Below are 14,416 nucleotides of genomic sequence, written 5' to 3' on the forward strand. Positions count from 1 at the left end.
GCCCACAGCGGCATGATGATGGCGAAGCCCGTGACCAGGTAGAGGTTCCAGGCCAGCATCCAGGGCAAGCGGTTGGGGATGAACAGGTAGAGGGCCATGCTGGCCACCACGATCGAGGCCAGGTGGATTCCCGGGGTGTCGGGTCGCAGCACGAAGGTCAGCAGCAGGCCGCTGATGCCGAGCAGGCAGACCAGGTTGATCGGCAGGCGGCGTTGCGCCAGGGCCGGGCGCCGCTTCAGGGCCATGGCCAGCACGATGCAGGCCAGCGCCACCAGCAGGCGCACGGCGGCCAGGGCGAGCAGGGCATTGCCCTCGCCGATCAGCCTGTAGTCGGTCACGCCGAAGGCGATGAACAGGCCAGCAGCGACCCAGAGGGCATGGCGCATCTGGCAGGCGTCGTGGGCCTGCATGGTGCGTCGGTAGAACGTCTCGAGGGCCGAGTCGTTGAATTCTGCCTGCCAGTTCAGCCCGGTCGTCCCCCCTGCGTCGGGGGCGCCGGCAGTCATTTGCCACATTCCTTGAGGACCAGGCATAAGCCGGTTTCCCTTCAGTTCGCGTCGTTATTATCGCGTTCCCCGCGACGCCGAACGTGCTCCCGCCCGAGGCAGGCATCGGCGTATGGGGAGAAGCATGGTCACGAATCCCCGGTGCTGCCAGCCTCCTGTGGCCAATGTCCTACTGAGCTCACACGCGTTGTAAGAGAATGCCTACAGCGCGAGGCTGAGCCTGAAGTAGGAGCTTTCTCAGGCCCCATCCGGCCAGGCCGCCAGCCTTTCCTGCCGGATGAAGCACTTGCAGCCGCGGTTCCCCCTTTCGGCCGAGCCGGAGCGATGACATCGATTCGCCGCGGGTATGAGCACAATCATGCTCGCGTCGGTCAGCATCAGACCTGTCGAGCGGGGGGCGGGGTGCCATGGCCGTGGCGTCGATCAGCTCTCTTCCAGGGCCAGGGTCATGGAGCCGGCCAGGACCAGGGCGATCAGTTCCGCCTGGCGATGGGTGTCGGTCTTCTGGAAGAGGTTGCGCAGGTGAAAGGCCACTGTGGTCGGCGAGATGCCCAGCTGGGTGGCGATCTCCTCGGTGCGCCGCCCCTCGGCCAGGGCCAGGGCGATGCGGGCCTCGGTGGGCGTCAGGCCGAAGAGTCGGGCCAGCACCCGTTGCGGGACGCGAGAGCGCTGTTCGGGATCCGAGATCAGCACCACGGCGGCCGGCTCCTGGGGCGAGGGGTTGAGCGGGCAGGCCATGATCAGCAGGTCGCGACGCTCCCCCTGGCGGGGCAGGCGCAGGCACTCGATCTCGTCATCGGTGGCTCGGTTGGCCGTGACCGCGCTCAATACATGGCGCAAGCGTTGCGCCTGCCCGGGGCGGGTGGCGGCCAGGGTCTCCCCGAGACGCAGGCCATTGGACTCAGTGGCCTGCGCCCGCGCGGCTCGGTTGGCGAACAGCACCTCGCCGCGATGGGTCAGCAGCAGCATGCCGGGCGCCACCAGGTCGAGGGCTCGAGTGACACCCTCGAAGGCTTGGTTCGAGGCCTCCTGGCGTAGCCGGGACATGGCCTGGCGCAGCTCGCGGACTTCCCGGGTCGACTTGTCGCGCATGCGTCGTACCTGGCGCAGCCGTGCCTCGATGGTGGCCAGCAGCAGGTCGAAATCGATGGGCTTGACCAGGTAGTCATCGGCGCCCAGGCGCTTGCCGTCCACCACCTCGCGAGGGTCGCTGAGGGCGGTGAGGAAGACGAAGGGCGTGTCGGCGAGGTCCGGGCGGTGTTGGCGGATCTCGGCCAGTACCTCGTAGCCGTTGGGCCCCGGCATGGTGATATCGCAGAGGATCAGGTCGGGCGCCACGGCATGGATCTGTTGCAGGGTCTCCTCGCCGTCGGCGGCTTCGATCACGCCGTAGCCGGCCTCCCGCAGCTCGTCGCAGATATCGGCACGCAGCGACTCCTGATCCTCGGCGCAGAGGACCAGGCCGGCCGGGTGAGCTGAGTCAGTCGTCATGGGTGGTGCTCCCTGGGGCCATGGGTAACCAGAGGGTGAAGGTGGTGCCCTCGCCCTCCACCGAGTCCACCGTCACCTCGCCGCCCTGAATGCGCGCCAGGTGACGGGCGATATTGAGTCCCAGGCCGATCCCCGGGGTACCGCTGGCATGCCGCGAGCGAAAGAAGCGATCGAAGAGTCGCGGCAACTCGTCGGCGGCGATACCCGCGCCGCGGTCCTCGACTCGACAGTAGAGGCGCTCCTCCTGCTGGCCCAGCGTGACGCTGACGGGGGCCGTTTCGGGGGAGTACTTGAGGGCATTGGAGAGCAGGTTGGCCAGGATCTGTTCCACCAGGCTGCGATCGCACCAGGCCATCAGGGGCGTGCCGGGCTCCTCGAGGCGGATGCGCCGCTGGCCCTGGGCCTCGTCCTGGAGACGGCAGGCCTGCTCCGCCAGGGCGCCCAGGTCACAGGCCTCCTGAAGCGCTTCCACTTGGCCACCATCGAGGCGCGCGGCGGTGAGGGAACTCTCCACCAGCCGGGTCATCTGGGCCACTGCCTCGCGCAGGCGGTGATAGCGCTCTAGGCGGGCATCATGGCTCATCGACTCGCTGCGCCTGAGCAGCCGCTGCAGCCCCGAGTCGATCACCGCCAGTGGGGTACGGAACTGGTGGGAGACCAGGGCTGCGAAGCTGCGATAGAAATCGCTGACACCACGCTCCCGCTGCAGCGAGCGCTCCAGGGACCGGGCCGCGGCCTTGTAGCGGGTAATGTCGGCCACGCGAAGGACCCTTTCACCCCCTTTCGTCTGCCGCACCATCAGCTGGCGCCAGCTGTGATCCGCCAGCTCCAGGTCGCACTGCAGGTGGCCCGCCTTGTCCTGGGTCAGGGTGTCGCACTGGGTTTCCTCGACACTGGCGTGGCGGCGTATCGCCTCGAGCAGCTCACCCAGCCTTTGGCCATGCGCCAGCTCGGTTTCCGGCAAGGGGAGCAGGCCCGCCAGTTGAGGATTGCTGAGTACCAGGCGGTCGCCGCCGTCGAAGGCGGCGAAGCCGTCCGGCGCGGTGTCGATGGCATCCACCACCCGCTGGCGCTGGGTCTCCAGGTCGCGGGTGCGTCTTTGAACCTGGTCCTCGAGTTCGTCGCGGTGTCGCGCCAGGGCGCGCTGGGCGACCCGGCGCTGGCGAAGGGCGTGGATCAGCAGGGCCACCAGCAGCAGTCCGCTGACCAGGATCCCCAGCACCGAGGCTGTCACCTGCAGCATGCCGCGCCGATGGGCATCCAGGCGGGCTCCGGTGGCCTCCCACTCCTGCACCATGACCGCATTGGCGATGCGATTGAGCTGTTGCGTCATGGGTGTCAGCAGCTGGTGGATCCCGTCAACGGCGCCGGGGGCCCGGGGCGGCAGGTCGTCCAGCAGGGGCTCGATGGCATGCAGCCGCACGAAAGCGTCTTCGAGGGTATCGGCGAACCCGAGGCGATGCAGGTAGCGCCGTTGGGGTCCCGCATCCAGCAACACCAGGCGACTGGTGAGGACATCAAAACGCAGCTTGGGATTGGCGTCCGGGTCGCCGCGCAGGCGGCGGTTCACCTCGTCCCCCAGGCGGTGGCTGGCGACCTGGGCCTGGGTGATCACCCAGAGCATGTTCTCGTCCACGTTGATGCGCATGTCCTGTTCGACCTGGGCGAGTCTCACCAGCGAGAAGCCGAGGAAGGTGGCGAAGGCGAGGATCGCCAGGCCGGGCAGCACATAGGCGGGACGACGTGGACGCATCACTGGATCTCGAGCTGGTACAGCTGCCACACCCAGCGGTAGTCGTAGCGGATATCCTGCAGCTCGCGGTGATCATCCCGCGGGTAGACGATCCACAGCGGCCCCTTGTCCCGTGGGGTGAGGCGTTCCCCGTCCATGGTGTCGGCCACCAGGACGTCATAACGGTAGAAGTCCTCCCTGGGGATCTCGATCAGGTAGTCGTTCAGGGCCAGCGCCACGGCAGTATTGCCCTCGGCGCCGACGCGTTCCAGAAGGTCGCGCATCAGGAACCCCTCGAAATGGTTGATGCCATCGGTGACCACCGTGGAGGTGCTCAGGCGATGACGCGGCAACGATTCCAGCAGGGCACGATCGAAGCGGGCCTCGTCGTCATGGTTGGTGGTGGTGATCTCGCCGCTCACCGTCAACAGCGGTGATGCCTCGGGGGGGGGGCAGGGGCTCGGCCATGGCCAGGCCGGGGAGAAGCAGCAGGCCGAGCCAGTACAGGCAGCGTCTTGGCATAACGTCTCTCCTGAAGTGGAAATGTCTAATTCAGACGGCACTATCACCATAGCCGATGCCCGTTGGCCACTATCCTCCACGGGCCCACTTGACCTGTCCCCCTGCAAACGAACGGGGTCGAACCGGCGCGGGTGCATTAGGCTCGGCTCAGCCGAATGGAATCAGGGGGTGGAGGAATGCGAATCGTCGGCCGACTCGGAGTGGCGCTTCTGGCACTGTTCACGGTGCCGGGTGTCGATGCCTATCCGCGGATGACCTTCTCCCAGGAGCCCAATGACACCCCGGCCCAGGCGCAATCGGTACGCGGCGAGGCCAGGCTGGTCGGCGAGGTGGCAGGCACCGATCGCGATCTGTTCTGGTGGGCCCTGGATGACGGCGAGACCGACCGGCTGTGGCACGTCGAGCTGCAGGGCAATACCACGGCGGGCATCGAGACGAGGTTCACCTGGCCAGCCGAGGAGGCGCCGGCACAGCCCAGTGGCATCTCGCAGTTCGGTGCGGCGCAGACCGAGGAGGCCGTCGTCGAGGAGACGACGCTGCTGGCCCTGGAGGTCAACGCCGACCAGCCCCGCCGGCAGCATCGGCAGCTGATCGTTCCCCCCGGCGAGCACCTGATCAGCTTCCTCCCCGAGGGGGCCGGGGGCGAGTACCAGTTGACCCTGAGCGAGGCGGGACGCCTGCGGATCAGCGGTCGGGCGGGCCCCGACGAGGCCGACGATCTCGAGGTGACGCCGGGGCGGCACTGGTTCTTCCAGCTCGATGTTGCCGAGCATGTGATACCCCTGGTCGTCGAGGAGGACGAAGCGGAGTTTCTCTGGCGGCTGCAGCTGCTTGGCGAGCTGGGAACGCCCCTGGAGGCGTGGATCGAGAACGATGCCGGCGAACGACTCGCCGAGGTGCAGGCCGACTCGCCCGTACAGCACCAGTGGGGTCGCCTGGAGCTGGCCGCCGGCGGGCGCCTGTACCTGCGCCATCCGCAGGGGGAGGCCATCGGCCGGGTGGGCCTGGAGCTGGAGGAGGACGGCCAGCGCCCCGAGCCGGTCGCCGAGGCGCCGGAGGCCGCCGAGGTCGAGGCCGTGGCCACCTCCGAGGAGGAGGCGCTGTGGCTGGCGCCGGGCGAGACGCTCACCCTGGACCTGGTGCCGAGCGGCCGGCGCCATCAGTACCTGGCCTTCTCCCTGGAGGGGCAGGCAGCGGGCCAGCGGCTGGATGTGGTGGGTGATACCGACCGCGATATCGAGGTCTGCCTGGATCGCCGCGACGGCAGCGACCCGGTGTGCCGCGACGGCCCCGGCGAAGGGCTGTTCGATGCGATGCGCTTGCCGGCGGGGGACTACCTGCTGCGCTTGCAGCTGTCACGGCGGGCCGAGGCGCCGGTGTCTACCGAGGTGCGGCTGGTCGAGGCGGCACTGCCCGACCGGGCCGGCTGGGTGGCCGTGCCCAACGACCATCGCGACTGGGCCGCCGTGCTGAGCCCCGGCGAGCCCCGCCTGGGGCGTTTCCAGGCCGGCCAGGTTGGCTGGTTCGAACTGAATGTCAGCGGTAATCCCCAAACCTGGGAGATCCGTGCCGAGGGGCAGCCCATCGACCGCCTGGCGCTCTATGTTGCCGGCGAACGGCGCCCCTTCCTCGACAGCGAGCGGTCCCGGCGGGGCGATCCCCTGGACGAGCGCAGCCTGAGCCCGGTCTGGCTGCTGCCGGGGCGCTACCTGGTGCGCGTGGAGGGGCAGGACAGCGACTATCGCCTCGAGGCCCTGCCCCTGGGGCAGCCCGGCCCCGGCCGGGAGGTGGAGCCCAACGATCGGCCGGAGGATGCCAATCCGCTCTGGCTGGGGGAGGCCATCGAGGGGCAGTTTCACGGCGAGGATGACGTGGATCACTTCCACTTCCATCTGCCCGGCGAGAACCTCGTGGCGATCGACGTGACGCCCCCCGAGGGCCTGGAGCTGCGCGCCGAGCTTCGCTGGCAGGGCAATCGTCGCCTGCGGGTCCCGGTGGCGGAGCCGACGACCCTGGTGGAGCGGTTGCCTCCGGGGGATTACACCCTGGCCGTCTCGGGCAGTGAGGCGTCGCCCGCCTCCTACCGTGTCGGCGTGACGATCGTCGAACCCGCTCTCGATAGCTTTCCGCTGATGCCGGAAGATGGCGTCATCGACAAGCACCTGGGAGACGGTGGCCTGTGGCGGTTGCCGGTCACCGAGGCGGCGCGTGAACTGCAGATCGAGGGGCGCATCGGTGAACTGGGTGGGGGGCGAACCGGCCTGGCCTTCCGTACTCGCGACGGGGAGCCGCTGGAGATCCGCGACGGTGAAGGTCGCCACCAGTCGGTGGTGACCCTGCCGGCCGGCACGGAGGTGCTGCTCGAGACCTCCTTCGGGCGTGCCGCCCGGGCGGTGACCCTCATCGATCCTGCCTATCCCTTGTCCGGCGAGCCTGAATCGCCGGCGGTGGCGGCCAGCCTCGCCAGCGAGGCAGTGGCCCTGGCGCCCTTCGCCGATGTCGGCCAGCGGGTGCCGGTGCGTCTGAGCCTCGACAATACCGAGGCCGATACCTTGAGCCTGCCCCTGGAGGCGCACCTCAGCCATGCCGGTAGCACCCTCTCGGGGCTGCCGGAGGCGGTGGAACTCGCGCCGGGGGAGTCCCGTGACCTGGCGTTGACCCTCGAGCTGCCGCCGGCGCTGATGGAGCGTCCACCGGTCAGCCTGTTCGTGCGTGCAGGCGAGGCGAGCAGTGCGCGGCTCGACCTGCCCCTGGCCATCGGCAGCGAGCCGGTCGACCCCTTTCCGGTGCCGGCAGTGCCCGCGCCCCTCGATGGCCGGGTCGATCTGGCCTGGAGTGCCCTGGGAGCGCACTTCGTGGATGAGACCGAGGGCGCCGACATGCGCCATGGCGACTTCCTGATCGATGGCATGGCCAGTGCCGCCAGCTCCATCGAGGTGAGTGGCGATCCGGGGGAGGCCCTGGTGCCGATCCGCCTCGCCGGCGAGGGCGGGCGGGTCCACGGCCTGGCCTTCAACCAGCGCTCTCGCCACGAGCACGACTATCGCTGGCGGGAAGTGGAGATCTCCCTGGGCGAGACGCTGGATGCCCTGGCGCCCGTGATCACCGTCGAGCTGGATAGCCGCGATGGCGAGCAGTTCATTCCCCTCGAGGCGCCGGTCGAGGCGCGCTATGTGCAGCTGCGTCCCCTGTCGCTTCACCTCGATGAGCACGAGCGCCGGCGCTCTCGCCACGGGAGCGGTGAGCTACGGGTGCTCGGGGAGCCCCGCGGCGAACTGGCAGAGCGGCGTCATGACCTGCTCGATCGCGAGCTGGGCGGGCACTGGATCTATACCCTGCCCGAGAGCGATCGGCTCCTCGGTTTGCAGGGACAGCGCTACACTCATTCGGGGATCACCGGGGAGCGTCGTGCCCGACGCGGCCAGCGCATTCGCGGCGAGCGCATCGAGATGGTCTTCGCCTTCCTGCAGCATCGGGCGGCGCGACTCGACGCGCTGCACTGGGTCGACAACCTGGACTGGGACGGCCTGCCGGTGGAAGAGGTCGCGGTCCATACCTCCCTCGAGTCGCCGGTAGGTCCCTGGGAACACCAGGCCGACTGGGCGCTGGACCGTGATGAGGCGGGGAGGGCGATCCTGGCACTGCCCGAGGCGCCCCGGGCTCGCTACCTGCGCCTGGTGTTCGATGAGCCGGCGGTTCCCGAAGGGGAGCGGCGCGCCAGTTGGCGAATTCCCGAGGCCTTGCAGGCCTTCGAGGCCGATACCCTGGGCAGCGGTCGCTCGATCCTGGGTCACTGGGGGCTGGACACGCCCCGTGGTCCGCTGGAAGCGCAGCAGGGGGCGCCGTTCCGGTCGCGCGGGGTCGAGGACCCCGATAGCCAGGCCGACTCGCCCTGGCCCCTAGGCGATTCGGTCGTGGGGCGGGTCGCCGAGCCGGGGGATAGCCGTCATTACACCCTGAGCCTCTCGGCGCCGGACAATACCCTCGCCTTCGAGTTCGAGGAGCCTTCCAGGGATCGCCTCAGTGTCAGCCTCCACGGGCCCCAGGGGGAACCGGTCCCCCTGGAGTGGTCATGGCGAGCGGGTGGCCGTCGCCAGGCGGAGGCGGTGGATATCCCTCCCGGCGAGTATCGCCTGACGGTCACCGAGCCGCCGCGTTCCATCGTCTTCCTGTGGGACGGCAGCGGCAGCGTGTCCAGTCACCAGCCGGCGATCTACCAGGCCCTGAACCGCTTCGCCGAGGGGCTCGAGCCAGGCAAGGAGGTCTTCAACATGCTGCCCCTGGGCGGCCCCTTGCTGATCGACGGTTGGGCCGAACAGCCGCTGCAGGTGGCCCAGACGCTGGCCGCCTATGACGGCAGGTTCTCCAGCTCCGACTCGGAGCCCTCCCTGGCGCTGGCCAGCCGGGCACTGGAGCAGCGAGACGGGCAGCGAGCGATCTTCCTGATTACCGACGCCGAGCAGACCGGCCGGGAGATCGAGGCCTGGGAGACCCTGGCCCGGGTTCGGCCGAGGATCTTCACGCTGGAGGCCACCCATGGCTCCCGCAAGGCGACCGAGGAGAATCGCTGGTACCAGAATCAGATGTTGAGCTGGGCCCAGGTTGCGGACGGACGCTATCGCTATACCGTCGACCGCACCAGCCTGATTCGTGGCTTCGAGGCGGGCATGCGTGAGCTGCGCCGGCCCAGCGAGTTCCTGCTCGCGGTGGAGCGGCGCTACCAGGAGCCGCCCGAGCCCGGCAGCCTGGCCGTGGTCGACGCCGACCCCGTGCAGCCGGCGGTGGCGGCCGGGGTGGTGCACCTGATCTTCGACGCCTCGGGCTCCATGCTGCGCCGCATGGACGGCGGGCGACGTATCGAGGTGGCCCGCACCATCGTCCAGCAGGTCCTGGATGAGCGCGTCCCGGAGCGCGTGCCGGTGGCGCTGCGCGCCTACGGCCACACCGAGCCCCATAGCTGCGAGACGGAGCTGCTGGTGGCGCCCGAGGCGGGCAGCCACGCCGAGGTGCGCGAGGCGGTGTCGGGCATCCAGGCCATCAACCTGGCACGCACGCCACTGGCGGCCTCCCTGGCGGCGGTACTCGACGACCTGGCCGACTACGCCGACCAGACGCGCCTGGTGGTGATGCTCACCGACGGCGAGGAGACCTGCGACGGCGATGTGGCCGCGGCGGTGGACGAGCTGATCGAGGAGGGGGTCGATGTGCGCCTCAATATCGTCGGCTTCCATATCGACGAGATCGGCCTGCAGGCCCAGTTCGAGCGCTTCGCGGCCCGGGGCGGCGGCGAGTACTTCGACAGCCATGACGGCGACGAGCTGATCGAGGGGTTGGCCAATGCCCTGGCGGCCACCTGGCGGGTGCTGGACGGCACGGGCGAGGAGGTCGCCCGGGGCCGGGTCGGCGACGCGGCCGTCGAGCTGGAGGTCGGCGAGTACGAGCTGGTGGTGGAGACCCAGGCCGGTGAGCAGCGCCAGGCGTTTCGAGTGGGGCCACGGCAGTCAGTGGAGATCGCGATAGGGGCAGAGCGGGGATGAAGAGAGGGGAGGAGCAAGCATGGTGAGATCCATCCTGGCCGCTACCCGGGCGGTGCTGTGGGGCGGCGGGCTGCTGGCGCTGGCGGTCGCGTCCTGGGTGACTGACGTGGCCATGGCCGAGGAGTCCGGTCCCACGGCAGAGGAGCTGACCGCCGAGCTGCATGCCACCCAGCGACAGGTACGCCTGATCCTGGGGGATGTGCTGGGCCAGGGCACCTTCGATGTGGCGGCCGTGCTGGACGTCGTGGGCCAGGATCCCGAGGCACTGGTTCGCTGGGTTCAGGAGCAGACCACCCATGTGCCCTACCGGGGGCTGGTGCGAGGCGAGTTCGGCGTGCTCCAGGACAGGCTGGGCAACCACCTGGATCGCGCCATGCTGCTGGGTCGCCTGATCGAGGCCACCGGCCGCACGGTACGCCTGGAGGTCATGGCATCTCAGGATATTCCGCCGTCTGTGCGATCACTGGATGAGCGTCCCCGGCCGCAGCCGGTGACCCTGTCCGAGGAGACGCGGGACCTGCTGGTGCGCCTGGGTACCCTAACGGACGAACCGCCGCCGTCCCCCTCTCGGCTTCCCGGGTGGAACCGCTTCGATCAGGACCTTCAGGCGCGGGCCGTCAGCCTGATGGAGCGGCTCGCCGGGGATCCCGGCTTTCCTGCCTGGCATGGGCAGGAACGCCAGCGGGAGTCATCGGGCGACCCAGGCGTGCGGGTCTGGTGGGAGGACGACCAGGGGCGCTGGGTGTCCACCGACCCGAGTGAGGCCACGGTGAGTGCGCCGACCGACGCTCCCTCTGCCGAGAGCCAGAGCCTGTCGGCGGTCAGTCATCGCTATGCGCATCGCTACGAGATTGAAGTCATCGCCGAGCGTTGGCAGGAAGGTCGCTTCGATCGTGTCACCCTGCTCGAACACAGCCTCGAAGCGCATGCCCTGGCCATGCAGGCCATCCGGGTAGGGGTCATTCCCGATCAGCTCGAGGTCGACGACTTCTACACGGGAGACCCTGACCAGGCGCTGGCTGACGACCTCCTGGCCAATACCGCCTGGGTGCCCTATCTCCGCCATGGAGAGGAGATGGTGCTCGGTGACCTCATCGATGACGAGGGGCGTGTCCGGGATCCGATGCAGCCTGCCCAGGCCAGGCAACTGGAGGAGGCCACGAGCCTGCTGGGGGGAATAAGCGTTGGCGGGCGCACCGAGGAGGACGGCTCGGGAAATGCCTTCATCGGCCTCTCGCTGGAGGTGACCCATCGTCATGGAGGCGAGGTGGTCAATCGACTGTCGCGCCCCTGGTTCTCCCTGGCCGGGGAAGAGACGCCATCCTTCGAGCTCGAGCCCGAGCATCGCCTCGAGCGTGCCGTCGCCCTGCTGCGCGATACCAACATGCTGTTGCAGGTTGCCGAACCCTCCGAGGCGCTGCTCTGGCGGCATGAGCTGGGTATCTTCCTGCGCAATGCCCATGCGCTGCAGGGCGTGATCATGGGCCTGGACGATGAAGACTTCGCGGGCCTCGACGGTGCCATCCATGAGCTGGCGGATTTGCCGCAGACGGCGATGCAGTTCGCCAGGCACCGCTTCACGGCGTCGCTGCATCCCGGGCGCTTCTATATCGGCCAGCCCAATCTGCTGATCGAGCATACCGGGTTGAAGCATCGGCCGGAGGGCTTCCGGGACTACCGCGCCATCGACCTGGCCCATGTGCCCCTGCACCTTGTTCCTGACGACGATGACGCCCGGCACCTGCGCGTTACCCAGGGGGTGCTGGAAACCCTGCTGGAGGCGGAACTCCTGGCGCAGCGCAATCCGGCCGCCGACCGGGACAGGGTGCTCGACGCCGAGAATGCCGCCCTCCACCTGGAGACGGCCATGGCCAGGGGGGATACCGGCGCCTGGCTGACGCCCGAACAGCTCAACCGGCTCGATGAACTTGCCTTGCCGACGCTGTCTCGACGGGCCATCCGGAAGCAGCTCGAGCACGGCCATCATCTCCATTTCCCGCTGCTCGCCTCCCTCGACGTCCTGTCCGAGGAAAAGGCCCTGCCTCTCGCCTGGTGGGCGGTGGATCCCGTGAGTGGCCAAACCCTGGGTCATGGAGGCATGGGGTGGGGCAACATGACCGACTACGCCCACCTGCTGCATGCCAGGCTCTATCTGCTCAAGACATCGCTTGCGCCGGGTGTGGCCAAGAGTGCAGTGGGCAGTGCCACCGTATGTGCCTTCGCAGCGGCATTGTTGACCGTACAGGTCCTCACCGTGACGGACGCCCCCGGGCTACTCAATGTCGTCACCGATCGGAGCGAGCGCCTCCTCAAGTTCTGCCTGGAGGCATACAACAGGCGCATGAACCCCCGGTTGCCGCCCGGTTCCTGACGGAGGTTGGACCATGAAGCGATTGTTGATTGTGTTGAGTCTGCTCGTCGTCAGCCCGCTGTCACCGGGCGCTTCGCCGGGGCTCTGGATCACTGGCGATATCCGCGGCAGCCTGCTGCCCTGCTTCCAGTGTCCGGAGACCTCGGAGCCGGGGCTGGCGCGGCAGTCGGGCGTGATGCAGGAGGTTGCCGCCGATGGCGTCTGGCTGGATGCCGGCGGCTTCCTCGATGGCGGCGAGGTGGACGTCCTGGGGATTGGGGAGAGCCTGGCACTGGCGGAGGAGTTGGGCATGCAGGCCCTGCACCTGACCTGGCGGGATGTCGGCCCGGCCCTGCTGGAGGCGCTCTCCGAGGCGAGCCCGCTCCTGGTCTCGGCCAGCCTTCTCGATGCGCAGGGTGAGCCGCTGGTTCCCCCGTCGCTGGTGGTGGAGCAGGAGGGGCAGCGGATCGGCATCATCGGCATCTCCGGCGTACCCCCTGGTTATCGCGACCTGCCGGCCTGGCAGGCGTTCGACGGGACCTTCCGGTTGCGTGAGGCGGGGGAAGCGCTGGACGCCGCCCTGGAGGGGCTGCCTGGCGATCTCGATCGGGTCCTGGTGCTCTATGCCGGTGATCACGGCATCCTGCGTCGGCTCATCGACCGGGCAGGCGAGCGTGTCGATGCCTTCGTCATGGGCAGCAGCTTCGGCAGTCTCTACAGCGCGCCGCCCGGGGCGGTGGTCGATGCCCGTAGCCAGCGGGGGCGCCGACTTACCCGGCTGGCGCTGTCCGACCTGACGCCGACCTACCATGAGGTAACGCTGAGTTCGCCGCTCAGCGAACCGGCGGTGCAGGCGCTGGAAGGTGCCGGGCTGCGCCATGCCCCGCCGGATCGCGAAGCGCTCCCCAGCATGACCTTGTCGGAGGCGTCCGACCTGTCGCCGCCGTTTCGCGCGCCCCTGCTGGTCGAGCAGCATAACCGGGTCATGGGCCTGAGCGTGCTGGGGCTCGAGACCCGCAGCGAGTGGCAGGGCGACAGCGAGGCGGAGGGCGAGGCTTACCTGGTCCTGGACCTGCTGTTCGAGAACCGCAAGCCCTTCGACCTGATCCAGCAGGATGGCGGCCAGCGCGCCCTACGGGTCGGCAACCTGGAGCAGAACCTCGTGCTGGTGGTCGGCGAGAAGACCCACGCGGTGATCAATGAGCCATTGCGGGGGGATGATCTGCTCCCCGATACCTTCGTGCTGCCCCGCCCCGGCGAGGTGCGGCGCGGCAAGGTGGTCTATCGCCTGGCGGATGCCCCGCCGGGCCCGCTGTCACTGCGCTTCTACCATATCGAATACCCGGTGCTGGCGATGGCGCTCCAGGAAGGCGATCAGGCGGCGGCAGGGAAGCCGCAGGTGGACGATCTCCAGCACCATCAGTTCCTCGAGCTCGGGGTCGGCGGCCTGGAGGAGGTCGATGCCGAGCGGCTGGGGCGGCCGGCCGACGGCCAGCGCTTCGTGGCGGTGGACCTCCTGGGCAGGAGCCGGCTCACGCGCACCAACCCGGCTAATCACCACGACGCCGATGCCGACCCCGAGGCCAGAGTGGAGACGCCGCGTGTGGTGCCCTATCTCTACGCGGACCAGCACATCCAGCTGGTCAGCCAGGAGGGGTATGTCTACCTGCCGGATTGGGAGCTCAGCGAGCTGGAGCGCATCCCCACCTTCCTTCCCGACCGGCTGACCGGCGGACGGCTGATCTTCGCGCTGCCCGAGGCAGTGGACACCTATCGTGTCTCTCTCTACTTCCCCAATTTCGGCACCGTCACCGAGGGCACTCAGGGGTTTCCCGACCCGATGTTCTTCGGCGATGACGCCGAGGCGTTCGCCTACCGCGAGCGCGACACCCTCCTCGACTTCGGCCTCGAGCAGCTGCGCGTACGGCTCACCGAACTGGAGCGCACCGACCAGGGGCTGGAGGTGGAGGTCGAGGTCTTCAACGAGACCGACGGGCCCGGCTTCTGGCCCATGGAAACCCGCCTGGGGATCACCCCGGCCGGTAGCGGGCGTCGTATCACGCCGACCGCGATGACCGATCCCCACGGCACCGAGCTGCCCTGGAACGCCCACCTGCCGCCGGGAGAGCCAAGGCGCATGCGCCTGCATTTCCCGCTGGGGGCGCCATCGGGTGAAGGTGCGATCGACGTGCGCGGGCTCACCGCCAACCCGTCCCGCCCGATTCGTTGGGACGAACACCAGGCAGTCGCAGAGTGATGCGGATTGCCGGAGCAACAA

Annotated in this window: 7 protein-coding genes; 3 read left to right on the forward strand and 4 right to left on the reverse strand. The window is 68.8% G+C overall.

Annotation, left to right across the window (positions count from 1 at the left end; all coding sequences use genetic code 11):
- The 4 genes from ACOMD9_RS08570 to ACOMD9_RS08585 all read right to left on the reverse strand — a co-directional run.
- Positions 1–506: hypothetical protein (locus ACOMD9_RS08570; protein WP_421413754.1), on the reverse strand; the 506-nt coding region annotated here is incomplete at its 3' end.
- 423 nt (positions 507–929) lie between these two features.
- Positions 930–1,997, reverse strand: coding sequence for a response regulator (locus tag ACOMD9_RS08575; protein WP_421413756.1), 1,068 nt, complete (start codon positions 1,995–1,997; stop codon positions 930–932).
- Positions 1,987–3,750, reverse strand: a complete 1,764-nt coding sequence (locus ACOMD9_RS08580) for a sensor histidine kinase (RefSeq protein ID WP_421413759.1) — start codon at positions 3,748–3,750, stop codon at positions 1,987–1,989. Before ACOMD9_RS08580 ends, ACOMD9_RS08575 begins: the two co-directional genes overlap by 11 nt.
- The gene (locus tag ACOMD9_RS08585; RefSeq protein ID WP_421414125.1) at positions 3,750–4,151 is read right to left on the reverse strand and encodes a putative pterin-binding protein; all 402 of its coding nucleotides are present in this window, start codon (positions 4,149–4,151) and stop codon (positions 3,750–3,752) included. The genes ACOMD9_RS08580 and ACOMD9_RS08585 overlap by 1 nt, the downstream gene beginning before the upstream one ends.
- Positions 4,152–4,427: 276 nt before the next feature.
- On the opposite strand from ACOMD9_RS08585, the gene ACOMD9_RS08590 reads away from it, so the two are divergent.
- From ACOMD9_RS08590 to ACOMD9_RS08600, 3 genes are read left to right on the forward strand one after another with little or no spacing between them, the layout of a single operon-like run.
- Positions 4,428–9,788, forward strand: a complete 5,361-nt coding sequence (locus tag ACOMD9_RS08590; protein WP_421413762.1) for a VWA domain-containing protein — start codon at positions 4,428–4,430, stop codon at positions 9,786–9,788.
- Between the two features lie 19 nt (positions 9,789–9,807).
- Positions 9,808–12,159 (forward strand): hypothetical protein, encoded by a 2,352-nt coding sequence (locus ACOMD9_RS08595; RefSeq protein ID WP_421413764.1) that lies wholly within the window; start codon positions 9,808–9,810, stop codon positions 12,157–12,159.
- A 13-nt stretch (positions 12,160–12,172) separates the two neighbouring features.
- On the forward strand, positions 12,173–14,395 hold the full coding sequence (locus tag ACOMD9_RS08600; protein WP_421413765.1) for a bifunctional UDP-sugar hydrolase/5'-nucleotidase: 2,223 nt from the start codon (positions 12,173–12,175) through the stop codon (positions 14,393–14,395).
- The last annotated feature ends 21 nt before the right edge of the window (positions 14,396–14,416 follow it).

The sequence above is a fragment of the Halomonas terrestris genome (assembly GCF_049166755.1).
In the GTDB taxonomy this organism is placed as follows: domain Bacteria; phylum Pseudomonadota; class Gammaproteobacteria; order Pseudomonadales; family Halomonadaceae; genus Halomonas.

Excerpts from the sequence above, each read along its gene's own strand:
- ACOMD9_RS08575 (WP_421413756.1), bottom strand. The coding sequence starts at position 1,997 with ATGACGACTGACTCAGCTCACCCGGCCGGCCTGGTCCTCTGCGCCGAG.
- ACOMD9_RS08580 (WP_421413759.1), bottom strand. The coding sequence starts at position 3,750 with ATGCGTCCACGTCGTCCCGCCTATGTGCTGCCCGGCCTGGCGATCCTC.
- ACOMD9_RS08590 (WP_421413762.1), top strand. The coding sequence starts at position 4,428 with ATGCGAATCGTCGGCCGACTCGGAGTGGCGCTTCTGGCACTGTTCACG.
- ACOMD9_RS08595 (WP_421413764.1), top strand. The coding sequence starts at position 9,808 with ATGGTGAGATCCATCCTGGCCGCTACCCGGGCGGTGCTGTGGGGCGGC.
- ACOMD9_RS08600 (WP_421413765.1), top strand. The coding sequence starts at position 12,173 with ATGAAGCGATTGTTGATTGTGTTGAGTCTGCTCGTCGTCAGCCCGCTG.